The organism is Nostocoides sp. (assembly GCF_037045025.1).
Lineage (GTDB): Bacteria > Actinomycetota > Actinomycetes > Actinomycetales > Dermatophilaceae > Nostocoides_A.
In genome coordinates, this window is record NZ_JBAOHM010000003.1 from 394,060 (window position 1) to 417,737 (window position 23,678).

The 23,678-nt window shown below is 70.6% G+C and carries 23 protein-coding genes and 1 CRISPR repeat array (1 of these 24 running past the window's edge); of the genes, 13 read left to right on the forward strand and 10 right to left on the reverse strand.

The features are described 5' to 3' along the window. Positions 1-53: 53 nt before the first annotated feature. Positions 54-713, reverse strand: a complete 660-nt coding sequence (locus V9G19_RS02205; protein ID WP_462283848.1) for a LuxR C-terminal-related transcriptional regulator — start codon at positions 711-713, stop codon at positions 54-56. Continuing rightward, entirely contained in the window at positions 701-2,641 is a 1,941-nt protein-coding gene (locus tag V9G19_RS02210; protein WP_462283849.1) for a sensor histidine kinase, read from the reverse strand. Before V9G19_RS02210 ends, V9G19_RS02205 begins: the two co-directional genes overlap by 13 nt. A gap of 191 nt (positions 2,642-2,832) precedes the next feature. Here V9G19_RS02210 and V9G19_RS02215 point away from each other — a divergent pair, with 191 nt between their 5' ends. The 3 genes from V9G19_RS02215 to V9G19_RS02225 all read left to right on the forward strand — a co-directional run bounded on the left by V9G19_RS02215 (position 2,833) and on the right by V9G19_RS02225 (position 7,277). Continuing rightward, on the forward strand, positions 2,833-3,576 hold the full coding sequence (locus tag V9G19_RS02215; protein ID WP_462283850.1) for a hypothetical protein: 744 nt from the start codon (positions 2,833-2,835) through the stop codon (positions 3,574-3,576). 153 nt (positions 3,577-3,729) lie between these two features. Continuing rightward, entirely contained in the window at positions 3,730-6,750 is a 3,021-nt protein-coding gene (locus tag V9G19_RS02220) for a BTAD domain-containing putative transcriptional regulator (RefSeq protein WP_462283851.1), read from the forward strand. A gap of 50 nt (positions 6,751-6,800) precedes the next feature. Beyond that, on the forward strand, positions 6,801-7,277 hold the full coding sequence (locus V9G19_RS02225) for a calcium-binding protein (RefSeq protein WP_462283852.1): 477 nt from the start codon (positions 6,801-6,803) through the stop codon (positions 7,275-7,277). A gap of 113 nt (positions 7,278-7,390) precedes the next feature. On the opposite strand, the gene V9G19_RS02230 is transcribed toward V9G19_RS02225, so the two are convergent. The 3 genes from V9G19_RS02230 to V9G19_RS02240 all read right to left on the reverse strand — a co-directional run bounded on the left by V9G19_RS02230 (position 7,391) and on the right by V9G19_RS02240 (position 9,086). Continuing rightward, positions 7,391-7,870 carry a hypothetical protein gene (locus V9G19_RS02230; RefSeq protein WP_462283853.1) on the reverse strand — a complete coding sequence of 160 codons (480 nt, stop codon included), beginning with the start codon at positions 7,868-7,870 and terminating at the stop codon, positions 7,391-7,393. 131 nt (positions 7,871-8,001) lie between these two features. Next, positions 8,002-8,475 (reverse strand): hypothetical protein, encoded by a 474-nt coding sequence (locus V9G19_RS02235; protein WP_462283854.1) that lies wholly within the window; start codon positions 8,473-8,475, stop codon positions 8,002-8,004. Continuing rightward, complete coding sequence (locus V9G19_RS02240) at positions 8,472-9,086, reverse strand: CDP-alcohol phosphatidyltransferase family protein (protein WP_462283855.1); 615 nt, start codon at positions 9,084-9,086, stop codon at positions 8,472-8,474. Before V9G19_RS02240 ends, V9G19_RS02235 begins: the two co-directional genes overlap by 4 nt. A 126-nt stretch (positions 9,087-9,212) precedes the next feature. On the opposite strand from V9G19_RS02240, the gene V9G19_RS02245 reads away from it, so the two are divergent. From V9G19_RS02245 to V9G19_RS02260, 4 genes are all read left to right on the forward strand, one after another. Then, complete coding sequence (locus tag V9G19_RS02245; protein WP_462283856.1) at positions 9,213-10,343, forward strand: sensor histidine kinase; 1,131 nt, start codon at positions 9,213-9,215, stop codon at positions 10,341-10,343. Next, positions 10,343-10,996 carry a response regulator gene (locus V9G19_RS02250; RefSeq protein WP_462283857.1) on the forward strand — a complete coding sequence of 218 codons (654 nt, stop codon included), beginning with the start codon at positions 10,343-10,345 and terminating at the stop codon, positions 10,994-10,996. The genes V9G19_RS02245 and V9G19_RS02250 overlap by 1 nt, the downstream gene beginning before the upstream one ends. Before the next feature lie 121 nt (positions 10,997-11,117). Next, positions 11,118-11,726 (forward strand): ArsR/SmtB family transcription factor, encoded by a 609-nt coding sequence (locus tag V9G19_RS02255; RefSeq protein ID WP_462283858.1) that lies wholly within the window; start codon positions 11,118-11,120, stop codon positions 11,724-11,726. Further along, entirely contained in the window at positions 11,723-12,541 is an 819-nt protein-coding gene (locus V9G19_RS02260) for an SRPBCC family protein (protein WP_462283859.1), read from the forward strand. The genes V9G19_RS02255 and V9G19_RS02260 overlap by 4 nt, the downstream gene beginning before the upstream one ends. Here V9G19_RS02260 and V9G19_RS02265 read toward each other — a convergent pair. Continuing rightward, the gene (locus V9G19_RS02265) at positions 12,454-13,227 is read right to left on the reverse strand and encodes an alpha/beta fold hydrolase (RefSeq protein ID WP_462283860.1); all 774 of its coding nucleotides are present in this window, start codon (positions 13,225-13,227) and stop codon (positions 12,454-12,456) included. The two genes, V9G19_RS02260 and V9G19_RS02265, sit on opposite strands and share 88 nt — an antisense overlap. A gap of 89 nt (positions 13,228-13,316) precedes the next feature. Next, positions 13,317-14,273 carry a homocysteine S-methyltransferase family protein gene (locus V9G19_RS02270; protein ID WP_462283861.1) on the reverse strand — a complete coding sequence of 319 codons (957 nt, stop codon included), beginning with the start codon at positions 14,271-14,273 and terminating at the stop codon, positions 13,317-13,319. Between the two features lie 80 nt (positions 14,274-14,353). Here V9G19_RS02270 and V9G19_RS02275 point away from each other — a divergent pair, with 80 nt between their 5' ends. Both V9G19_RS02275 and V9G19_RS02280 read left to right on the forward strand, forming a co-directional pair. Next, a complete protein-coding gene (locus tag V9G19_RS02275; RefSeq protein WP_462283862.1) occupies positions 14,354-14,977 on the forward strand; it encodes a TetR/AcrR family transcriptional regulator in 624 nt (207 codons plus the stop codon). Between the two features lie 166 nt (positions 14,978-15,143). Continuing rightward, positions 15,144-15,875 carry a hypothetical protein gene (locus V9G19_RS02280; RefSeq protein ID WP_462283863.1) on the forward strand — a complete coding sequence of 244 codons (732 nt, stop codon included), beginning with the start codon at positions 15,144-15,146 and terminating at the stop codon, positions 15,873-15,875. An 81-nt stretch (positions 15,876-15,956) separates the two neighbouring features. On the opposite strand, the gene V9G19_RS02285 is transcribed toward V9G19_RS02280, so the two are convergent. Then, positions 15,957-16,952, reverse strand: coding sequence for an ATP-binding protein (locus V9G19_RS02285; protein ID WP_462283864.1), 996 nt, complete (start codon positions 16,950-16,952; stop codon positions 15,957-15,959). A gap of 183 nt (positions 16,953-17,135) precedes the next feature. Between V9G19_RS02285 and V9G19_RS02290 the strand changes: the two genes are divergently transcribed. The 4 genes from V9G19_RS02290 to V9G19_RS02305 all read left to right on the forward strand — a co-directional run bounded on the left by V9G19_RS02290 (position 17,136) and on the right by V9G19_RS02305 (position 19,717). Continuing rightward, positions 17,136-18,176, forward strand: a complete 1,041-nt coding sequence (locus tag V9G19_RS02290; protein WP_462283865.1) for a WXG100 family type VII secretion target — start codon at positions 17,136-17,138, stop codon at positions 18,174-18,176. 66 nt (positions 18,177-18,242) lie between these two features. Continuing rightward, on the forward strand, positions 18,243-19,016 hold the full coding sequence (locus tag V9G19_RS02295; protein WP_462283866.1) for a hypothetical protein: 774 nt from the start codon (positions 18,243-18,245) through the stop codon (positions 19,014-19,016). After that, entirely contained in the window at positions 19,013-19,189 is a 177-nt protein-coding gene (locus V9G19_RS02300) for a hypothetical protein (protein ID WP_462283867.1), read from the forward strand. The genes V9G19_RS02295 and V9G19_RS02300 overlap by 4 nt, the downstream gene beginning before the upstream one ends. A gap of 243 nt (positions 19,190-19,432) precedes the next feature. After that, positions 19,433-19,717, forward strand: coding sequence for a hypothetical protein (locus tag V9G19_RS02305; protein WP_462283868.1), 285 nt, complete (start codon positions 19,433-19,435; stop codon positions 19,715-19,717). A gap of 57 nt (positions 19,718-19,774) precedes the next feature. Here the strand turns inward: V9G19_RS02305 and V9G19_RS02310 are convergent, their stop codons facing one another. Both V9G19_RS02310 and V9G19_RS02315 read right to left on the reverse strand, forming a co-directional pair. Beyond that, the gene (locus tag V9G19_RS02310; protein WP_462283869.1) at positions 19,775-22,069 is read right to left on the reverse strand and encodes a tetratricopeptide repeat protein; all 2,295 of its coding nucleotides are present in this window, start codon (positions 22,067-22,069) and stop codon (positions 19,775-19,777) included. Beyond that, positions 22,066-23,349 carry a hypothetical protein gene (locus tag V9G19_RS02315; RefSeq protein WP_462283870.1) on the reverse strand — a complete coding sequence of 428 codons (1,284 nt, stop codon included), beginning with the start codon at positions 23,347-23,349 and terminating at the stop codon, positions 22,066-22,068. The genes V9G19_RS02310 and V9G19_RS02315 overlap by 4 nt, the downstream gene beginning before the upstream one ends. A gap of 87 nt (positions 23,350-23,436) precedes the next feature. Further along, a CRISPR array of direct repeats spans positions 23,437-23,678; the repeat unit is 29 nt; unit sequence GGGCTCATCCCCGCGCGGGCGGGGCGGAC (it continues 429 nt past the right edge of the window).

Here is a 23,678-nt window from a genome sequence, read left to right on the forward strand (position 1 = left end):
GGGATCGGCCCGGTGGTTCGCGTCGGCGGCAGCGGGACATGCCCTGGCCCAGGTCAGGCGCGGCCGCGGGCGGGGGCGCCTGCGCCGAGGAAGCTCAGCACGGCGCGAACGCGCCGGTGCGCGGCCGGGTCGGCCATCGTGAGGCCGAGTTTGGCCAGTACCGCGCCGACGTGCGATTCCACGGTGCGTTCGGTCAGGACCAGCCGGGCAGCGATGCCGGCATTGCTCAGTCCTTCGGCCATCAGGGCGAGCACGTCGTGCTCGCGCGGCGTCATGGTGTTCAGCGCCGACCGACCGCTGGACAGTAGGCCGGCGACGACCTCCGGGTCGAGCGCGGACCCGCCGCCTGCGACGCGTTCCAGGGCGTTGACGAAGTCCTCGACGGCGAGCACCCGGTCCTTGAGCAAGTAGCCGAAGCGTCCGGACCCGACCAGGTCCGGGGGCAGGCGCGCGACGATGTGTTGCGAGAGAAGCAGAATACCGACCTCCGGTGCTGCCCGCCGGATGGTCACGGCGGCCCGGGCGCAGTCGTCGGTGTTGTCGGGTGGCATCCGGACGTCGAGGATCACCACGTCGGGCCGTCGCTCCAGGGTCATGGCAACAGCGGAGTCGGCAGCCGCGGCCGTCCCGACGACCCGGTGCCCCAACTCGTCGAGCAGGCTCGCCAGTCCTTCGCGGAAGAGGGCCGAGTCCTCGCCGATCACGACCTGCACGGGATCACCGCCTCGACGTGCGTGCCGGTGGCTGCGGAACTCGTGACGTCCAGCGATCCGCCGAGGGCGCTCACTCGATCGCGCAGGCCGGCCAGGCCGGATCCCGCGACGACCCGCGCGCGGCCATTGCCGTTGTCGCGCACCAGAACTCGCAGTGCCTCATCGGTATGCCGCACATCCACCGAGACCCGCGACGCCTGCGCGTGCTTGACCGCATTGGTGATCGCCTCGCTGACGACGTAGTACGCGGTGAGGCTGACGTGATCGGGGAGGCCGGGGGCGGCGTAGGTGACCTCCACCGGCACCGCGCTCGCCCGGGTCAAGCTGTCGAGGGCGGCCGGTAGGCCGGCGTCGAGGGACGAGGGCCGCAGCCCCCGCGCCAGCGCCCGGAGCTCGTGGACGGCGTCGGCGAGCTCTTCGACGGCGGAGTTGACGAGCGCGTCGAGGTCGACCTCGTGGCCGGTCCGCGCCTTGTGCTGGGTGGTCCGCAGCCGCATCCCGAGCGAGACCAGGCGCTGCTGGGCACCGTCGTGCAGGTTCATCTCCAGCTTGCGGCGTTCGGCATACCCGGCCTTGAGCAGCCGCGCGCGGCTCGCCTCGACCTCCGCGAGCGCGCCGGCCAGCTCTCCGCGCAGCCGGACGGAGTCGGCGAGCAGGGTCATGGCCGCCACGACATCCGGTGGCACCGGCGCGGCGCCCGGGCCGGCGACGACCAGGCCGACGTCGCGGCCTGACGACCCGATCATCTGACCGTCGCTCGAATCGACTTGTGCGCCAGTGATATCGACGTATGCCGTGCCTCCCGGGCGCCGATAACCCACCCGAAGTCCCGGGTCGCGCAGGGCGACGCGCAGCACCTCCTCGAGCCGTTCCGGCACGTCGGTGCCGGCATTGACGCGTTCGGCCAGAGCGGTCAGGGCGTCGAGGCCTGCGGCGCGGCGCGGATGCAGCCGGCGCCCGAGGAGCCGCAGCAGCATCGCCCGCACGGGCAGCAGGAGCAGCATGACGGCCACCGTCGCCGTCACCCCGGCGGCCACCGAATCGGCGCCGAGGGCACGGCCGACCACGGCCGACACACCCGCATACCCCACCAGCACGAAGACGGCGAGCAGGGTGTAGGTGGCGGTGAGGACGAGGGCCTTGTCGACGTCGTAGAGGTCGTAGCGGAGCATCGCGAGGAGCGCCCCGGCCGGCACCAACACATTCATCGCGACCAACCCGACGATGACGAGGCCCGGGCCCCCGGTGACGAGGTAGCCGAGCCAGCACAGCAGCAGGGTGATGGGCACCACGGCCGAGGCCAGCAGCATCCACCGCAGTTGCGCGCGGCGGGCTGGGCTGTCGGCGGCGCTCCGGCGCCGCGCGAGCGAGACGACCGACGCGGCCAGCGCCGCGAGGAAAAGGGGAAGCAGCGCCAAGGACAGATAGCCGACCGGGTGCGTGCCGAGCGCGCGGGGCCAGTGCGCGAGCGGAGGCATCAGCGGCCCGGGCACGAACGCCGTCAGGAGATTGAAGAGCGGCGGTATGCCGAGCAGTGCGGCGACCGCGAACCGGCCGGGCCGGCCGTGCGGGCGACCGTCGGGGAAGAGCGCGATGGTGAGGGCATAGGGAACGAACCAGGCCATCCAGACCCCTTGGGTCAGCACCCACAGCACCGGGCTGGCCGGTAGCGACCTGGGCTCGGCGGCCAGCGCCTCCTGCCATTGGCCGTGGGCGATGATGAGGATGATCCCGGTGCCGGCGGCAGTCAAGCAGGCCCCGACCCAGTTGTCCGGCTCGTGCCGAATCGCCAGGTATCCCGCGGTCATGGGGACGGCCGCCGTCGTCACGGACAGCGCGAACACGCTGACGTCCGCGAGGCCGCCGAGCACGGTGGCAGCGCAGAGTCCGAGCCCCGCCAGGGCAGCAGTGGCCACCCAGAGCAGCACGCAGACTCGCCTCGGCCAAGACACCCCACCACGGTAGAGCCGGCGTGAGTTGCCTGTCCTGGGTGCTGGCACGGAGATTGTCGTGGGTGGCTGCCGGCACCGACATTGACGTGCCCGCCCCGATGTGCGGCGCCCGAGAAAACGCTCACAGTAGAGCACGAAAGACACTCGTTCACAGGAGGTTTCACGCCATGACTCAAATCGCCCCGCCCACATCCGACCGGGCGGCGATCGCCACCAGTCAGCGCGACCTGCGGCCGCTCTGGCGGGCGATCGCCGCGGGATCGCTCGTCCTCGGCAGCCTGCTCGTCTCCATCCTCCGCGGGATCATGCCCTACTGGACCAGTGACGACGCCGCGGCTGGCATCGGCAAGATCGCCGCTGCGCCCGGCCGGATCGCCGCGATGAATTGGATCGCGATTCTCAGCTATCCCTTCCTCATCCTCGGGGCGGTGACGCTCTGGCTGGTCGTGCGGCGCGCGGCGCCCGTCCTGGGCACCGTCGCCGCAGGCCTCTACTTCACGGGCTTGACGCTGGGCAGCATGCTGGGTGGCAGCGACGTCCTGGCGGAGGTGATGACCAAGGCGGGCTACGACCGCGCCGTGACCGTCGAGGTCACCACCGCGTTCATGGAGCATCCCGCCGGTTTGGTCGGACTCTTCGGCTTCGTCTTCGGCCACATCGTCGGGCTGGTGCTGGTCGCCGTCGCTCTCCTGCGGTCGCGCCTGGTCCCGGTGTGGGCCGGCCTCGGCCTCGCGCTTGCCCAGCCGGTCCACGTCATCGCGGCCGTTGCGGTGCCCAGCCGCGCCCTCGACGTGATCGGCGGCTGGGGCCTGACCACCCTGATCTTTGCCGTGATCGCCCGCGCGATCCTGGCGATGCCCATCGACGAATGCGACCCCCGGCCTGCCTCCGCGACGGCTGCGTCCGACTGACCTGCGGATCCGCAGTGACCTTCGGGGGTTTGGGAAAAGGCCTGCGCGCGGGCGAGGGGCGTGGGTAAATAGGAGGATGAGGGACACCGCAGCACCGGTCGAGCGGTATGCCCGCATGCCCGCCGCACGTGCGCATCCCGCTCGTGGGCACGGATGAAACGGCTGCTCGTCGTCGCGGCGGCTGGCTACGGAAAGACCGTGGCCGTTCCTCGGCTGGTGCCCGACGGCGAGTCCGGCGCCGCCCCGATCGTCCATGAGGACATCCACGCCCTGACGAAGCGCCAATTGGCCGGCCTCGTCACGCAGCTGCGGTCGGCCGGCACCGGCGCGCCGCCTCCCGTGCTGACCAGCCGCGTTCCCCCGCCCCAGGAGATCCTCGACACGCTGGGCGCGCATGTCGTCGAGCGCGGACCGACCGACCTGGCGTTGTCGCCGCACGACATCGCCATCGTTCTCCGCGGCGACTACGGCGTGACCGACCCAGCGGCGGCGGTTCGCGTGCACGAGGTCACGTGTGGCTGGCCGATGTTGGTGCACTTCGCCGCCGAGGTCCTGGTCCGTGACCCGGCCGCAGGCATTCTCGCCGCGATGGTGGCCCCCGAGGCGCCGGCGACGCGATGGCTGCGCCGGGAGGTGCTCACCAGCCTTCCCCCGCACCTGGCCGACGCCGTGGGCCAGATGCAGCTGCTCGGGCCGCTGACACCCGGCCTCTGGGACCTGGTTGCCAGGAAGATGTCGGCTCAGGTGCCCGCGGACGGGCTGTCGTGGCTGCGCCGGGTCGGTCTCGTCGTCCCGACCGTCCGGGCCCACCTGACGGCCACGGGCGATATGCAGATCGTTCCGGTCGTCGCGGCACTCCTCGGCGAAACCTCGTCCGCGGAGGTTCCAGGCAGCGAGATCACCGCCGATCTCTGGGTCCAGGCAGCCGATTGGTATGCCGCACATAACTATCCGTTCGCCGCCGCGCGAGCCTGGGTGCTGGCGGGAGACGTCGACGCGGCGATCGCGCTCCTGACGCGAGAGGGCACCCGGATGATCGCGCACGGTGACTCCCCCGCCATCGTCGCGCTCGCCGACAAACGCCCGGAGCTGTTCGCGGACAACGGAACCCGCGCGACCCTGGGGGAGGCGCTGCACGCGACCGGCCACGCCGACCGGGCGCGGGCGGCATACCGTCCCGTCATCACCTCGGCCGAGGCGACGACGTGGGATGCCCGCACCGCGCGGCGTGTGGCGATGCTCGCCAACAGCGAAGGGGACTTGACCCGGGCGCTGGACCTCCTCGACCGGGTGCCGCGGGATCGGGTCGGCGACGATGTCGAGGCCGCGATCTGGCATACGGTCCGGGCCAACCTCTCCTCGCTCATCGGATGTCCCAGCGAGGCCCGGGCCGAGGCGGAGCGCGCTCTGGAGATTGCCGCGGCCGGCCAGGATCCGCTCGGCCTCGTCCACGCGCACCAGGCGATGGCCAAGACCAGCACCGGCATCCGGAAGGAAGCCCACCTGAGGAAGGCCGCCGCGGCTGCCCGGGCCAGTGGCGACGTGTTCGACCTCGCCCGGATCCTGGGGAACCAAGGGTTCGCCCTGCTGGCCGCCGCCCGTTACCAGGAGGCCGTGCCGGTATGCCGCGACGCGCTCGCGGCGGCCGACCTCGCTCGGCGAACCGGTGCCCAGTCGGTGGCCGCGCTGCACAACCTCGCGGAGGCGCTCGCGCGGGTGGGTGAGGTGGACGAGGCGCGGTGGCAGCTGCAGCGCGCCGTGGCGACCTGCCGGTCCGACGTCCCCGGGCACGTGGGCACCGGCATGCTCGGTCTCGGCGAACTGCATCGCGAGCTCGGCCAACGGGAACGGGCGCGCGCCGCATACGACGCGGCGATCGGCGCGGCCCGCGAGTCACGGGAACGGCAGATCCTCGTCCCGGCGCTGGCCGGGCTCGCCCGGGTCCTGCTCGGCGCGGATCTCGCGGCGGCGAAAGGCGCTGTCACGGAGGCGCTGGACGCTGCCCAAGGCGCCGAGCGCGTGCCCGCGCTGATCGCGGACGGGTGGGTGCGCATGACTGACGGGGACCTTGACGGTGCTGTGTCGACGGCCGCACGCGCGATGGCCCAAGCGCGCGCCGACAATGCCGTCGACCTGCTCGCCGACGCCCTCGAACTGGCCGGCGCCGCGAACGCTGGCCTCGGGCAGGTGCACGCGGCCCGCGAGTGCTACGACCAGGCCTGGTCGATCTGGCGCGATGGCGGGGCGGGGCCGAACGCCGACCGGCTCGACGTGCTGCGGTTCGGTCTCCCCGGGGCGGACGCGACCCGTCGCTCCCTGGGCCGCGAAGCCGCTGCCCGGCTGCGGCACCGGGGCATCCGTGAGATCCACGGCCGACCGCTCGATGCCGACCTGCAATCGCGCAGTGTCGTGGTGCGAGTCCTCGGTGGTTTCAGCGTGCAGATCGACGGCAGCGACGTGCCCTTGACGGCGTGGCGCTCCCGGCAGGCACGCACCCTGGTCAAATTGCTCGCGGCCCGGCGGGGGCGGCCGATCGGCCGCGGTGAGGTCTGCGAGAGGCTGTGGCCCGACGATGACCCCGCGCGGACCGGCCACCGCCTCTCGGTGCTGCTCGCGACCGTCCGGGGCGTGTTCGATCCGGGCCGGGCCGCTGCGCCGGACCACGTCATCGGCGCCGACGGGAGCGGGCTGTGGCTGGACCTGCGGCACGTGGCCGTCGACGCGGACGATCTGCTGGCGGACGCGGACGCGGCCTTCCTGCTGCTGGAGACCGGCGAGCAGCAGCGGGCCGAAGAGATCCTGCGCGACATCGACCGCCGCTACATGGGGGTGGCCTTCGAGGACGAGCCCTACGAGGCGTGGGCGGACGGGCTGCGCGAGGAGACCCGCGCTGCCCATACCCGCTGCCTGCGGCATCTCGCGATGTCGTATGCGCGATCCGGGCGCACCGGTGACGCCGACGCGCTGTTCGTCCGGCTGCTACTGCTGGATCCGTATGACGAGCGGGTCCACCGCTCGCGGGTGCGCACCTTGGTGCGCGCCGGCCGGCACGGGGAGGCGCGCCGGGCCTTCGAACGCTGGGCGCAGGCCATGGTCGAGGTCGACGCGCCGGCTCCCGATCCCCTGCTACTCGCCGGCGCGGGCGCTCCCGCGCGCGTTGTGACGCCGTTCTGACGCCCTCCCCGCAGGCTCGGCGGCGGCATCTTCAACCATGGGAGGACTCGTTGACCAGAACCCAGCGACGAATCGCTATCGCAACCACGCTGCTGGCGACCACGGTGGTCGCTCCGGCCGCATCCGGGATGTCGGCCGCGCCCGCGCCGCCGGGATTTCCCTGTGCCCCAACGGGCGTGACGATCATCGGCGGCCCGCGCAATGACATCCTGACCGGCACACCCGGGAACGATCTCATCCTAGGCCTGGGTGGCAACGACCGCATCGACGGCCGCGGCGGTCACGACACCATCCATGGCGGACCCGGCCGCGACATCATCCGTGGTGGTGGGGGCAATGACTGCGTCCTCGGCCAGGACCACGGTGACCGGGTGGACGGCGGTCCCGGGCGGGACTGGGTCGATTCCGGTCCCGGGAACGATCTGCTGACCGGTGGCCTGGGCGACGACTACGTCGACGGCGGGGCGGACTGGGACGTCGTGACATCCCGGGACGGCGCCGACCTGGAGTTCCGGGTTGAGCGCTGATGTACCCGAAGCGTCGGGCCGCACGCGTGCCGGTGGCGGGTCTCCTCTGTCGAGGGACCCGCCACCGGTGCGTTCGCCTGCGCCCCGGGGGAACTGGAGGGGGGCGCCGGCGGTCAGAGGTTCTCCACGCTCGTCCCGACGGTGGTGAAGGTGCCGTTGTTGTTGCGCCGGTCGAGGTTGATGTGGACGTGCTGGGCCTGCGGGTGCGCGAAGTTGTCGATCCGGATGGGCGTTGTGGTCTGGCCGCACACGACATTGGTCTCGCGCGCGGCGAGGACGGTGTGGTTCGGGCGGTAGTACACCATCCGGACCTTCCCGCACGTGCCGTTCTTGACTCGGAAGTTCCCGGTCAGCTCGGGTCTGACGACACCACCGGTGATTTTCCACTCCAGGCGGGCGCCGGTCGTCGGCCCGCCGGGGGCGAAGGCTCCACCCAGGTCGAACTTGGCCGTGTCGATGAGCGGCCGGTCGATCGGCACGGCACTCGCCGGGCCGGCTGCGACGATCCCGCCGGCCAAGGCGGCCGCGAGTGCGGCGGCGGTCGCAGTGGAACGCCATGTGAGGGAACGGGATGAGATGGAAATGCTGGACATTGCTCGGCTCCTTTGCCGTGTCTGGTATGCCGCGGATTGGGCACGACTAGAGAGTGGCGAAGCCGTATCAGTACCGGATCACAACAGCCGTCGTAGGCGCATTGCCTCATCCCGCTTGGTCTGATCGGCAGTCAGGTCAACCACCAACTGGTCGGCGTCGCGAGCGCCGCGAATCGGACGAACCGGCCGGCCAGGCAGGCGAGCGCGAACTCCCAACGTCGTTGGCCCGCAAGGCCGGCCGCCACGCTGACGGCTGCGAGCGGCGGCAGCCCGACCAGAGCTGATCCGAGGACGAGAAGGACTCCGGAACGACGCGAGCGGAGCGCGCGCGTGATCCTGGCGGCCCATGGCCGGGGCGCGTCTCGGCCGGCCGATTGAGCTCCCCGGCGGCGGCTGAGGGCGTTGCTGCCCCGCCTGGCGGCTTCGACGATCGTCAATTTGCCGGCGGTTTGGCCCACCGCAAGGGCCGCCGCGATGACCAGCGCACCAACCGGGGTGGCGGCGTGCGCCGCGAGGACGGCATACGCCTCGGCGTTCAGCACCGGCACCAGCGCGGACAGCATGCCGTAGCCGCCGGCCAGGAAGATCTGGATGAGCGCGGTCACCGGATCCCCCGGCCCAGCAGGATGAGGACGCGTCGAGCCGACCAGATCTTCACCAGACCAACGGCAAGCGCGATCGCGGCGGCCAGGACGTAGGCGCCCAGGGCCGTGGCGAGCACGACCGCGGCGGTGTTCGCCGCCTTGGCCACCAGCGACCAATTCAACTGCCAGACAAGTCGGTCCACGACATGAAAGTCGTTCGGACTCACGAGCTGCCAGTTCAGGAACGCGAGCGAGAGCATCGTGTCCAGCACGAGGAAGGAGGGGAGGAAGGCGGCGGCCACGGGTAAGGCCTGCGGAATGTGCGCGACGAGCCCGACGAACAGGACGGCCGTGCACGCGCGGTCACTGACGATGTCGAGGACCGCGCCGATCCGGGTCTCCTGCCCGAGCCGTCGCGCGGACCAGCCGTCCAGGATGTCCCCGATCCAATAGGCCGCGTATCCGGCGCCCAGGAGCCACAGGTCGCCGGACGCGGCGGCCAGGACGCCGAGCAGAACGGCAACCACTGTGCGGGCAACCGTCACGATGTTGGGGATCGTCCACACCGAGCCCGGGATGAGTTGGTTGGCCCTGGTGCCCGCGTGGTCTGGTTTCTCGCTCAGGATCGTCATGATTCGAACGATCGCCGACGGCACCGAGGCGGCGGAACGGCCGCGGGTACCGGATCGACCGGTACCCGGGTGCCGATTTTCCGCGGGATCGGGACAGGGGTCACGTTGTCCGCGAGACTGGCTGTCGTGGCGAGGATTCCAGGAGGGCCGCGGTGGGTGCACCGGATCGCGGTGTCGATCGCCATCGGCCTGATCCTGCTCGGTCTGCTGCCGCTGATCGGTCGCGACGCGAGCCGAGAGACCTGGGTAGCGGTCGGGGTGATCGTGGTGCTCGCCTTGGCTGCGCTGCGCCCGAGCGCGGCCCGAACCTACCTGCTCCTGTCGGCCGCGCTGGTGGCCGCCATGGTGAGTCCGCGCATCGATTCCCTCTGGCTGACGGCGGCAGCATTGGCATTCCTCGCCGTCGCGCTGGCCCGCCCCACTCCTCCCACCCATCCCGCTCGCGCGCGCGTGGGTCCGCTGGCCGGCGTCGCCGGGGTGATCGGTGCCGTCGGAGTGATCGTGGCGCTCGTCGTGTTCGGCGAATCGGATCAGCTGCTTCCGTTCGTGGTCACGAGCCTCGCTGTGGGCGCGGGCGCCGGGCTACTCGTCCGATCGGTCAGCCGCAACCACGAGCTTGCCGTGGAGGCGGAGCACTTGCGGGAGGAGGCGACGTGGCTCGAACAACGGGTGGCGATGGCCCGGGAACTCCACGACGTCGTCGGCCACCACGTCACGGCCATCGTGGTGCAGGCGGAAGCCGGTCAGGTCAGCGACCCGTATGCCGCGCTGCGCGAGATCGGTGACCTGGGACGGCGGACGCTTGCCGAACTCGACGCACTGGTCATACAGCTGCGTGACCCGGCGGGCTCGCTGACGGTGGGCGCGCCGCCCCGCCTTGGTGATATCGACGAACTCCTCGCGGAGCCATTGCGCCGCGTCGGGGTCGAGGTCGACGTGGCGCTCGGACCGGATCTGCTCCTCGATGAGGCGGACGTGCTGACGGTGTATCGGATCTCGCAGGAGGGGTTGACGAATGTCGCCAAGCATTCTCGCGCCTCACGGGTGCGTGTGGACGTGGTGCGCGAAGGCGCCGATGTGCGCGTGCGGGTCGTCGATGACGGTGCCGGTGTCGTGTCGGGCCGGCCCCGCGGCTCGGGCCTGGTTGGCATCGAGGAACGGGTCGCGCCGCGAGGCGGCACCGTCGACCTCGTGGGCCGGCCCGGAGGGGGCACCCTGCTCGATGTCCGCCTGCCGGTCGGCGCCCGAGATCACTGATGATCCGCATCGCGATCGTCGACGACCAGGAGCTCATCCGCGACGGGTTCCGCCTCATCCTGAGCTCGCAGCCGGACCTCGAGGTCGCCTGCCAGGCTGCTGACGGCCGGCAGTTCCTCGATGCCGTGCGCCGCGACCCGCGGATCGACGTGGCCTTGGTCGACATCCGGATGCCGGTCCTCGACGGGCTGGCCGCGACCAGTGCGCTGGCTGCCCTACCGCACGCCCCGGCGGTGATCGTGGTGACGACCTTCGACGACGATGCCTATGTCCTGGATGCGATCGCCGCCGGGGCGCGCGGATTCCTGCTCAAGCGGTCCTCCGGGCGTGAACTGATTGCTGCCGTGCGCACTGTCGCCGCCGGTGGCTCAATCCTCTCGCCAGAGGTAACGGCCGCGGTGCTGGCGCGCGTGCGGTCCGGGCGACCCGAGACCCTGGCCGACGTCACGGCATACGGGCTGACCAGCCGTGAGCTGGAAATCCTGACGCTTCTTGGCGCCGGACTGAACAACACGGAGATCTCGCAGCGGCTGCACCTGTCGATGAGTTCGGTGAAGACCCACGTGAGCAATGTGTTCGCCAAGACCGGCAGCCGCGACCGTGTCCAGGCCGCCATTCTCGCCATCCGGGCGGGCCTAACGGTCCCCGGTTAAGCGGCCAGCACGCCCGACCCGAGTAGTGATCTGCGTTCTCTGCCATTTCGCTGGTCATGCGCGAACGGTTCGCGCGTGATGCTATTGACAGGAATCACTGTCAATTGGCAGGATCGGCGGTATGCAGGATCTCCAGGTGATCACCGAGCCGGTGGTTGCCGCGGCGGCGCTCGAGCCGACCCGGGTGCAAGTCCTGGCCGCCCTGGCGGAGCCGGGGTCGGCCAGCAGCGTCGGTGCGGCGCTCGGCATACCCCGGCAGCGGGTGAACTATCACCTGCGGGCGCTGGAGGAACACGGCCTGGTCGTCCAGGTGGGGGTGCGTCAGCGCCGCGGCCTGCAGGAGCGCCTTGTGCAGGCGAGCGCGACGGCATACCTCGTGGCGCCGGACGCGCTCGGGCCGCTGGCGCCGGCCCCGGAGCGGACCAACCGGCTCTCAACCCGCTATCTCATCGCGCTCGCGGCCCGGGTGATCCGCGAGGTCTCCGTGCTCGCCGGCCTGGCCGAGGCAGCGGGAAAACCGTTGGCCAGCTTGGCGATCGACACCGAGGTCCGGTTCGCGAGCGCCGCCGATAGGGCCGCCTTCACCGCTGACCTGCGGGACGCGGTGATCGGCCTGACCGCGAAGTACCACGACGAGAGCGCGCCCGACGGCCGCCGGCACCGGCTGGTCGTCGCCGCGCACCCGATCCCACCCGAAGCGACCACCCACGAGGAGCAGGAGCAGCGATGACGACCGACAACCCAGGCCCGTCCGAGACCCCGACAACGAACGGCCCTGCTGGACACCACGGGCGGATCATCGATCTGTCCGTCACCGTCTCCGGGACCCCGGAACAGGTGTGGGAGGCCATCGCCACCGGCCCGGGCATCTCCTCCTGGTACGTCCCGACCCAGGTCACTCCGGAGGTCGGCGGCGAGATGGTCCAGGTCTTCGGGCCCGGGCCGGAGATGACCGTGCCCGGCACCGTGACCGCGTGGGAGCCGCCGTCGCGGGTGTGCTTCGAGGGTGGCGCGCCCGACTGCATCCTCGCCTTCGAGTGGTTGGTCGTGGCGCGGGGCGACGGATCGTGCGTCGTGCGCCTGGTCAACTCCGGGTTCGCCGACGGAGAGCAGTGGGATGCCATGTATGACGGGATGGCCGAGGGCTGGCCGCTGTTCCTGCGCAACCTGCAGCTGCACCTGGAGCACTTCGCCGGTCAGGACGGGCACGCGATGCTGCCGATGGCGATGTTCCCGGACGGCGATCCCGGTCCGTGGCACCGCCTTACGGGCGCTCTCGGCTGGCCGGCCGACGCCGTCGTCGGCACCCGGCTGAGCACTTCCGGCGACACGCCACCGCTGTCGGGCACGGTGGTCGACACCGGCCACGACCGGATCTGGCTGCTGCTCGATGCGCCCACCAGCGGCACGGCGATCGTCGCCGCCGAGGGCGGTGGGGTCTCGGTGTGGGGCTACTACTACGGCGCCGCGGCCGCCGATCTCGCCGCGCAGGCCCAGATCCACTGGCAGGAGTGGCTCTCCGCCCAGGCCGAGGCCCGGCCGTAGGGCCGCGTCAGGTAGCCTGGCCGCACCAGCGCGACAGGAACTGCACGAAGCGGTCGGGCTGCTCCATGGTGGAGCAGGTGAGCGGCGTTCTGCCACAGCTCCATTCGAGCGTTCGAGACCTCGGTGACGATCGGGCTGCCGGCGTCCCGGTAGCTGTCCAGGTCGTGCTCCCCGACGATGACGAGCACGGCCGCGGATCGTCCCTGCCCCACGAGCCAGGTCGTCACGTTCGCCTCGACGGCGGCCTCGATGGCGCCTGCGGCCAAGGTGGCAGCCTCGGCGTCGATGAACGCTCGAAGGTCGGGCGTCATTGAGAGCAGCGCGCCGCCAGGTGGGCACAGCACCAGCGATGCGACGCGCGCCGGCGTCGTGAGGGCGACCTCGACCGCCACGCCCGCGCCATACGACGCGTCGACCAGATGGCACCGCCCGATGCCGGATTCGTCGAGGACCTCCAGGACATCCGCGACATCCGAGCCCGCCACGGGCGGCGCTGACGTCGAGTCCCCGAAGCCTCGAAGATCCATGCGGAGGACGTCCTGGTGGCGGACGAGGGACGGCCATACCAGCCCCCACACCCTGTGGTCCGCCACACCGGCGTGCAGCAGCACCAATGGGAGGGACGAGTCGGCCACTTGGTGGGGCAGCACGTGGTCGTAGGCGATTCCGGACGGTGTCGTCGTCATTCAGCTCCAAGAGGTTGTCGAGCGGGTCAGCCCGACTATGGGCGACGACGTGCGACATCGCAACCGGTTTCGGCGCGGCGTGTGACGCCTCACCCGTGCGGTTTACCCACGCCCCACAGGGCGGCGACGTGTCGGTCGTCTGTGCCGCAGCAGCCACCGAGGATCATCAGCGAGCCGAGGAGTGCGCGGAGGCGCCCGGTCGACGACACCAGTTGTGTCAGGTCCCCTTCGTCCAGGGTCTCGGCCTCGTCGAGCTCGGCGTGCGATTGCACGGAGGCGTTCGCGCGGATCCCGGCCACCCGCCGCCACGACGCCCAGCCGGCGCGGTCGTCCCGGGTCGGTATGCCGGCGAGCATGTGCTCCGGGTGGGCGCAGTTGAGCAGGTAGTAGTCGGGGGCGGCTGCCGTGTCCACCCGACCAACGGCGTCGGCGACGGTCATACCGTCGGGCAGGCGGCCATCGGTTTCGACCGTGAACGAGATGGCCACCGGCACGCCGACGTCGCGGGCGGCGCGCACGATGCCGATGGCTTCGCCGGTCCCGGTCAAGGTGTATGCCGTGACCACCTCGGCACCCGCCGCGGCGAACGCGGCGATCTGGTCGTGGTGGTAGTCGGCGGCGGCGTCCGAGTCGACGTTTGCGCCGCTGGCGAGGTAGCCGTCACCACGCGGCCCGACCATCCCGTTGACCCGGACTCCCGGCATACTGCCGCGGTAGCGCTGCGCCAGCTCGCGCAGGAACCCGATGGCGCTCTCGTTGTTGCGCCGCAACGCATCCCGGTCGTACCCAAGGCGCGCACCCCAGTCGGGATTCGCGCGCCACGTGGGCGATTCGAGCATCAGGTGAGCGCCGGCCGCGGCGGCGACGGCGGCATACCCACCGTAGTAGTCCGCGAGCAGGCGGCGGCCGGTGGCATCCTCCAGCAGCGGGAAGGCGGCGAACTCCGGCAGGTCGACGCCCTGGTGGAAGATCAGGTCGGTTTCCATGCCGCCGTCGGTGACGAACCGAGTCTCGGCAGGTGGGTGCGGTTGGTGCGTGTCGAGCATCTGGCGATCCCTTCTCCTTAAACAGACCAAATGGTCCACTACAACGGATACCAGACTGTCCGGTTTGATACAACGGGGTTATGCCACGCGATGGCGGACCAACACGCACCCGGATCCTCGACACCGCCGAACGGCTCGCCATCGAGCACGGCTTCACCGCCACGCCGGTCGAGCGGATCATCGGGGAGTCGGGCACGTCCAAGGGCTCCTTCTTCCATCATTTCCACTCCAAGAGCGATCTCGCGAGCGCGCTGGTCGAGCGGTATGCTGCGGCCGACATCGCGCACCTGCACCGGGCCCTCGCCGCGGTCGCCCCGCTCGACGGCGCGACGGCTCGCCTGCTGGCGTTCGTGCAGTACTTCGTCGCTGAGGCGGACGAGTTGATGGCCGCCCAGTCCAGCTGCCTGTATGTCGCGGCGCTAACCGAGCAGGATCTCATCCAGGAGGGCGCAACCGCGCCCATCGAACGCGCAATCCTCCTCTGGCGCAGCGCGATCGCAGGGATGATCCGGGACGCTGCCGCCGAGCAGAATCGGCCTCCGGCCGGCCTGGACGCCGACGCCCTCGCCGACCACATCTTCGTCACCTTCGAGGGCAGCTTCCTGCTCTGCCGGGCCACCGGTGACCCGGGCCACATGCGCCGGCAGCTGACGATTCTCCACATCGTGATCGCAGCTCTCTTCGTACCGGCTGCCTCGGGATGAGGCCACCGGTGGCACTCGGGCCAATCTCGAGCGCTGCCTTCGAGTCCGGCCGTGGTGGCCGAGGATCCGTGCGGGTCTGCGGGGTGACAGATCCGTGACAGGGCGTGGGCTCAGGATCCCATCAACGGCTCGAACCGCGGGCCGCCCGCACAGGGAGACGAACTCGATGAACCACCACAAGACCCTGCGAACCCGACGCATCGCCGCCGTGGCCACCGTCGCGGCGAGCGCCGGGCTCGCCGCCGCGACGACCGGGGCGGCATCGGCCGCCGTCGCCCCAGCCGAGCCCACGACCGCCAGAGCGCCTGTCACGGTGAGCATCACCGTCACCGGGGACACGGTGTCCGGCACCGCCACCAGCACCAGCCGCGCATGCCTCGTCGGCAAGCAGGTGTACATCTACCAGCAAGTCGGCTCCCGCGGAGGCGGGGACGATCTCCTCTTCCATGCGGCGCCGGTCATGATCGAGGGCCCGACCCGCGGGACCTGGAGCGCGGGGTTCAACCTCCCTGCCGGGTCCTACTACTCCCTCATGAAGCCCACCTCGCAGTGCCAGCGCGCCTCGAGCCGCACCGTGTCCATCGTTACCGCCGCGGCCCTCGCCAAGACACCGGTCGAGGTCACGATCGAAGCGCAGGGCACCGACCTGTCCGGTCGGCTGATCAGCACATCGAGTGCCTGCGTGACCGACCGGGAGGTCCTGGTCTACCGGCAGCGCGGAGGGCGCGGCGGTGGCGACGATCGGCTGTTCGCTCGGGACACGACCTTCGTGGACGACGCTGGTCAGGCGACGTGGAGCACGGGGAACACCGGCGTCGAGGGCAAGTTCTATGCAGTCGTGCGCCCGAATGCGAGCTGCCTCGGCGACTCGAGCCCGACGGTCGTGGCACGGCGCTGACCAGATCTGCCCTCCCCGGCTCCCCTCCCTGGCGGGCACAGCCCGAACCCGCCAGGTGAGGGCGCTGCCCGCCGATCGTCATCACCCCCAGAGACTGCCTATCGGCAGGGCCCAGATCTGCTCGTCCAGTTGGAACGCGTGGGGTCCGGTGTGCAGGACCACGCCCCCGGCAAACCGGTCCGCGACCTGATCTCGCAGCCAGATCAGGTGTCGCGCGTCGCGCCGGGTTGCCGCGGCGGAGGCCTTCACCTCAATGGCGGCGATTGTCCCGTCGGCAAACTCGACGACGACGTCGATTCCTCGGCCGTCGCGGTTTCGGAGATGGTGCAGGCGGGGACGTGAGGACGCGACCGGTAGCTCGGCGCGCAGTTGGGCGAAGACAAAGGTCTCGATGATCCGGCCGAGGAGGTCGCCGTTGCGCAGGATGGCCTGCCGATCGAGCCCGAGAAGTGCCCCGACGAGCGAGGGGTCCGTCACGAACAGCTTCGGCGCCGAGGTTAGGCGAGAAAGCCGGTTGCTCGCCCACGCCGGGACCTGCTCAACGACGAAAAGGTCGGCCAACCGGGAAAGGTAGCTCCCCACGGTGCGCCTGTCGATGCCAGCCGCCTCGGCGAGGGTGAGCGCCGTGGGAACCCCGGCCGTATTGGCCGCGACGGCCGTCAGCATTCGGCGGAAGAGCTGCGGGTCGCGATGCCCGAAATGTGCGGGCGCATCCCGCTCGACAACGTGGTCCGCATACGCCGCCAACCAGTCTGCGGGGCCGCGCCCGCTGAGCAGCAGCGTGGGCTGGGGCAAGCCACCGTGGATCGCCATGTCGACGTAGTCGGTGATGGTGAACGGGGACGCCGATTCGATTGTGGCCGGTTGGCCGTCGGCCAGGGTGTCGAGGAATGCCGTGGGTCGGCACGGAAAGGCGCGGCTTCCGCGGGGCGGTCCAGACCGGGCGATCACGCGAGCGTGCCGTCTTGCCGTCGTTGTTTTGCCGCACGCGCGCGGACCGACGACGGAGACGGCGGGGAACTCGCCGAGAAGGCCGTTAAGCCGTCCGTCGATCAGCCGCTCCACATACGGAGACACGGGAGCTGATGTACATTCCGCGAGCGCCCTGATGTACATATGGCGAAGCCAGTCGTGTACATAATGCGGCGGTCCTTGTCCCCCTGACGACCGACTCCACCGCGGCGAGACCCGCCCAGTAGCCTGCGGACAGAACTTCCGCGTCGGCGAACTCTCCCGGAGGACCACATGTTACGGCTCGGTATGGACGTTGACGAGGTCGAGCGGCTCGGTCGCCACATCCGCGCCCAGGCCGACCAACTGAACTCCGTTAAGCGCGTGGTCGGCCAGGTTGTCTCTCGGTCGCACGGATGCTGGGCCGGGCGCGACGCCGAGCACTTTGCCGAACTCGCCCGCGAGGTCGATCGCACGCTGGCGCGGGTAGTTGCCGACCTGCGCGCGTTCGGCGAAGAGGCGGTGCGCCAAGCGGGCGAACAGCGCCAGGTCAGTCGTGCCTCGGGCGGCAGCGCGGGGCAGCAGGTCACGCCCGGACACCGAGAGCAGGACTTCGGTCGACGCCTGCAGGGAAAGGCCCACCATCCCGAGGACAGCGAACTCGCGGGGCTGGCATACGCGGCATACGGAGGAAGCGACGCGGGAAGCTTCACGGCGGTCGAGGTCATCTCGTTGCCGGACGGGTTGCAGGCGGTGCTGTACAAGGACGCGGGAGGGTCCGGCTCGGCCGACGACCGCTACGTTCTCGCGTTTGCCGGCACAGATCCCTTGTCGCCCGACGACTGGTTGAACAACGCCGCCCAACTCACGGGCACGTCCAGTCAGTATGCCGAGGGCATGGCGCTCGCGGTCGCCCTGCACCACAGGTACGGCGATCAGCTGGTGTTCACCGGTCACTCGCTCGGCGGCGGGCTGGCTGCTGCCGCGGCCGTGGCGACGGGATGCCCCGCAGTGACCTACAACGCCGCTGGCGTCAGCCCGGTGACCATGGCCGAGGCCTCCGCGCTTCGGGGGCGATTTCCCTGGGAGACGGGCACGGCATACGACGAACTGCGGGGCGGGCAGGTGCGCAACTATCAGATGTATGGGGATGTCCTCACGACGGCCGCGGAAGCCAACGGACCGGTGCTGCCCGACCCGGTCGGGGTGCAGCACGTCCTGGATTCCGCCCCGCCCGAGCCGGGTGGCAGCGTCGTCGGCTGGGCTTTCGGGGAACACGGTATGGGTCAGATCATTGAGGCGATGGCGGAGAAGTACGACGACCCGCACGGCGCGTCCGGCACCTGGTGACCGCGGCCCGGCGCCCCGGACGGGCACGGCAAGGTCGAGCTGACGCGCTATCACTCACGGGTCGCCATGCCCGCCCAACCGGCTAACCCGGCTGCCAACACGATCGGCTTGCACCGGGTCATGTTCGCCGTCGATGACCTGGACGACACGCTCACCCGGCTCAAAGGCTCGTACGGAGTCGAGTCGCTCGGCGGGATCGGCGAACAAAAGATCGTTCCGGACGCGGTGCTGGTCGGCGGCGCGGCCGCCGCGCTCTATGCCGGCCACCGCGACTCCTTCGATCATGACCACGTGCTGAGCGACCTGAGCGAGCGGTATGCCGAGGTGGTCGCGGCGGTCGAGGCCTCGGAGGGCTGGGTGACCAGCGTCCGGGCCAGTTCGCCGCCGCTCACCTTGCTGGACTCGCTCGACGGCATCGAAGCCGGCCTGCGGCATTTGCGCCGCGTGCGCCCGTTGGAGGTCGAGGAGGTCGACGTGGACGGTCACGTCCTGCGGGTTCCGACCCTCCCGGAATGCCTGCGGGTCAAGGCCTATCTCATGGTCCAGCGCAATCAGGTACGCGACTACCTCGACACCGTCGCACTCGCCGAGCGCCTCGGCGACTCCGTGACCACCTTGGCCAGTATCGACCACTACTACCGGGACCGGTCCGACGGCACCGACTCCGTGCTGACCGCCGTGGTCCAGCGGCTGTCCGAGCCGACCCCCCGCGACACGCGCGTGACCCGGCAATTGTCTGCATACAAGGGGCTCGGTCGGTCCTGGCACGACTGGTCGGTGGTCGTCGCGGCCTGCACCGATCTCGCCGACGACATCGTGGATTGGCTGGGCGCGCAATGACTCTCGCTTCCCGCAATGTCGTCGTCGACCCCGACGCGCCGGTCGAGGACTGGCCATACGAAGCCGTGGTGACGATCATCGAACGCGGCACGATCACCGACTGGCTCCGGTTGACACGGGCCGTCGCGGACGACCCGTGGGGCCGGTCGCCCGGCAGATCGAGGACTATCTGAGCTACGAGCAGCCGTATGGCGTCGCCCCCCTCCTGACGCGCGCCATCGCTCGCGCGCGCCAGCGTGCTGTCTCAAGCGAGCGTCAGGCGGTCGCCGCGGAAGTCGCCGCCCTTATCGACCGATCTGGCCTGACCCTGGCCGACCTGGCCGAGCGGATCGGCACCTCCGGATCGCGGCTGTCGACCTATCGGTCCGTACGGGTGATGCCCTCGGCCGGGCTGCTGGTGCGGCTGCGCCGGACCGTTGATCGGCGCGCTGCTCGGCGTACCTCCTGGGCCGCTCCTCGGCCGCGGTCTCGAAATCCGCGTCGTAGTGAAGCAGGGTGAGCGTGTGCTCGTGCGCGAGGACGGCGGTGAGGAGATTGGCGATGCCGATCGCCCGGTGACGGCCGTTGTCGGCGAGCGACTGCTGCAGGTCGAAGGCCCGCTCCCAATGGTCATTGCCCAGCGGAAGGTATTCGTACGCGGTTCGGCGGCTTTCCCGGATACGCTCGGCCTGTTCCGCCCGGGCCACCGTGGGAGGACGTGAACCACCCCATTCCCTTCGGTGTCGCTGGAAACAGTTGCCGCACAGGCGCGTGGCCGTTCAGTTCTCAGTGGATCGTTGGGTGGTGGCCAGCTCGGTAACGAGTGCGGCGGCCTCGTCGGCGACGACGTCGGCGAACGAGTTGCCGAGGGCGCGGTAGATGCGCTCGGCGTCGCGGTAGTTGCGCCGGGCCGTTTCGGCGTCGCCCATGCTCCGGCGGGTGCGCGCGAACGACAGCAGCGTGTTGGCTTCGCCGAGCCGGTTGTCGATGGCGCGGTAGAGGGGCAGGGCTTGGCCGAGCAGGTCGATGGCGTCGTCGTAGCGGTTCTGCATCAGGGCGGTGTCGCCGAGGCTTTTGAGGGTGTTGGCTTCGCCGAGCCGGCTGCCGAGGGCGCGGTAGAGGGGCAGGGCTTGGCCGAGCAGGTCGATGGCGTCGTCGTAGCGGTTCTGCATCAGGGCGGTGTCGCCGAGGCGTTTGAGGGTGGTGGCTTCGCCGAGCCGGTTGTCGAGGGCGCGGTAGAGGGGCAGGGCTTGGCCGAGCAGGTCGATGGCGTCGTCGTAGCGGTTCTGCGCCAGGGCGGTGTCGCCGAGGCTTTTGAGGGTGGTGGCTTCGCCGAGCCGGCTGCCGAGGGCGCGGTAGAGGGGCAGGGCGTGGCCGAGCAGGTCGATGGCGTCGTCGTAGCGGTTCTGCATCAGGGCGGTGTCGCCGAGGCTTTTGAGGGTGGTGGCTTCGCCGAGCCGGTTGCCGAGGGCGCGGTAGAGGGGCAGGGCGTGGCCGAGCAGGTCGATGGCGTCGTCGTAGCGGTTCTGCGCCAGGGCGGTGTCGCCGAGGCTTTTGAGGGTGGTGGCTTCGCCGAGCCGGTCGCCGATGGCGCGGTAGAGGGGCAGGGCGTGGCCGAGCAGGTCGATGGCGTCGTCGTAGCGGTCCCGCATCCGGGCGGTGTCGCCGAGGCGTTTGAGGGTGGTGGCTTCGCCGAGCCGGTTGTCGAGGGCGCGGTAGAGGGGCAGGGCGTGGCCGAGCAGGTCGATGGCGTCGTCGTAGCGGTTCTGCATCAGGGCGGTGTCGCCGAGGCTTTTGAGGGTGGTGGCTTCGCCGAGCCGGCTGCCGATGGCGCGGTAGAGGGGCAGGGCGTGGCCGAGCAGGTCGATGGCGTCGTCGTAGCGGTTCTGCATCCGGGCGGTGTCGCCGAGGCTGTGCAGGGTGGTGGCTTCGCCGAGCCGGTCGCCGAGGGCGCGGTAGAGGGGCAGGGCTTGGCTGAGCAGGTCGATGGCGTCGTCGTAGCGGTCCCGCATCCGGGCGGTGTCGCCGAGGCTTTTGAGGGTGGTGGCTTCGCCGAGCCGGTCGCCGAGGGCGCGGTAGAGGGGCAGGGCTTGGCCGAGCAGGTCGATGGCGTCGTCGTAGCGGTTCTGCATCCGGGCGGTGTCGCCGAGGCTGTGCAGGGTGGTGGCTTCGCCGATCCGGCTGCCGAGGGCGCGGTAGAGGGGCAGGGCGTGGCTGAGCAGGTCGATGGCGTCGTCGTAGCGGTTCTGCATTAGGGCGGTGTCGCCGAGGCTGTGCAGGGTGGTGGCTTCGCCGAGCCGGTCGCCGAGGGCGCGGTAGAGGGGCAGGGCTTGGCCGAGCAGGTCGATGGCGTCGCCGTAACGGCTCTGCATCCGGGCGGCGTCGGCGCGAGCGACGAGGAGGCGGGCGGCATACGCGGGATCGTCGATGGCGTTCTCGTCGGCCTCATTGACCAGATCCTCAAGGAGGCGGGACGCACGGGCGCGCTGCTCCGGAGCGACATTCCAATCGAGGTCGGCGTCGGCTTCCGCGACCGTGGCAATCCCTGACGTCGCATCGCCGGTCAACTCGAAGACGTGCGAGCGGACCGACCACAGGTCGACGGCGTCGCGGGCAATCCGGGCGATCAGCCAGGCGGGTCCGACGACGATGACCGGCCGGGCCAGGGTGCGGGCGAGGAAGTCCCGGTTGAGGTTGAGGTCGGCGAGGGGGTCGGTCTGTGTGCCGTCGACGAGGTCCTCGAGGTGGGTGACGAGCAGCGGACTCGTTCCCGGGTGTTCGGCGGCGGCGCCGACGAGTTGCCTGGCCGCCCCGGATTCGGAGGTCAGGCGAACGACGACCGCGGCGTCAGAGCGGATCAGTTCGTCGGTCAGGGCATCGCGCAGCGACGGATGATTGACATGGACGAAGGCGAGCGCGAAGCCGTCGGCGAGGTCGAGGAAGCGGCGGATCGCGGCATACTCCCCGCGGTTGGAGCCGAGCGGATCGGGTGGCGCGATGTCCGACGAACTCGCGATGGGGCGGCGGCGGCGTTGCCACCGCCCGCGGACCCGCTCGAGCAGCGTTCCGGTCATCGCGTCCCGTCGAACCGCAGCCAGGGATGCGGGGCATACCAGTCGGATCCGTCGTCCTGGTAGGCGAGCAGATAGCCGCTGCGCAACAGCCGGAAGAACGCCGGGTTGTCGCTCTCGGCCCCCGATGCGGCGACCTCGTCGATGAGTTCTCGGTCGCCGGGCTCGAGGCCGCGGCGCATGTCCCGGGCGAGCCGGTTGAAGACGGTGGCGACAGCCGAGCGAGTGATCGGCAGCGTGTCCACGGTCCGCAACGCTTCGCGCATCCCGGTGCCCAGGCTGCGAACGTATCCACCGGTGGAGAGGAGGACGTCGTCGCGGAGGGCGTCGTCCTCGAACACTGCGGCGTTCCCGGCTCCCGCCGCGGCCACGCGGCGCGCATAAATGTCGAGCAGGGCGCTCCGACCCTCGGGGCTCGGCTGGTTGTCGGGCGAGGTCAGGGCGATGACCGGCAGGTGCAGGGGGCGAGCGCCATACGCCGTGACGAGGTCGTTTTGCGCGTGGCTGTAGGCGAGCTCGATCGGGATCGAATAGATCGCGTCGCAGTCGAGGGCGCGCAGGAGTTCGCTCTCGTGGACGAAGATCTGCTCCTGGTTGGTCACCTCGGCGCGATCGGCGATGGCCCGCGGCCGGATCTTGTCAAGGTCGTCGACGATCACGACGATGCCGCCGCGGGTTCCGGCCCGCGCGAGTTGCTGTTTCGCGGGCTTGAGCAGCCGCTCGTTGACGGTGTCGATCAGGGTCGGCAACTGGCCGCGCAGCACCGCACGGAAGTCGTCACGCGCGGCCGGGAAGTCCTTCAGCGACAGGGAGATTTTGAGCCAGTCGCCGCCGCCGTCGATGCCGGCGGTCTTGAGCCAGTCGACGAGCGCTTTGCCCCATTCCTTAATCTGGTCGTGCCGGAAGGTGACGCCGGCGTGGTTGTTGAGGTCGCTGACGAGTTGCCGGACGGTCTGGAAGACGATGTCTTCGGCGCGGATATCGTCGAGGTCGAGCCAGTCCTGGCCGCGGAGCATGGAGACGAAGTGCTTGGCCTCGCCCTCGCCGGACTCGAGGCGCACCTTCATCCGGATCATTTCGGTGGTCTTGCCCACGCCCCGGTGTCCGGTGATCAGCGTGGTGGTCGGCGCGTCCCCGGCCAGCAGCACCGAGCGCACCGCGGTGCGTTTGATGTCCTCGACGCCCGTGCGGGACTGCCAGTCGACATACAGGTTGTCCTCGTGCGCCCCGAGCGGGCGCACGGGATCGAACTGCTGATACAGCCGGGTGATCACGTCCGCCACGTCCCGATGGTACGGCGCGGGGTCGGCGCGGTCACGGCCGATCGGGTGATGTTGGCCCACTGAGCGGGGCCCTCGTTCGGTCTATTAGGGCTCATCCCCGCGCGGGCGGGGCGGACCGCGACCCCGAGCAGCTGCGCGATGGCGACGAGGGCTCATCCCCGCGCGGGCGGGGCGGACGCTCTGGCTCATCCCCGCGCGGGCGGGGCGGACATACCAGGGAACCGGCGGCGGGCGTGCAGTTGGGCTCATCCCCGCGCGGGCGGGGCGGACCCCCGGACGATTGCGGGGCGAAGCTGACTGTAGGGCTCATCCCCCCGCGGGCGGGGCGG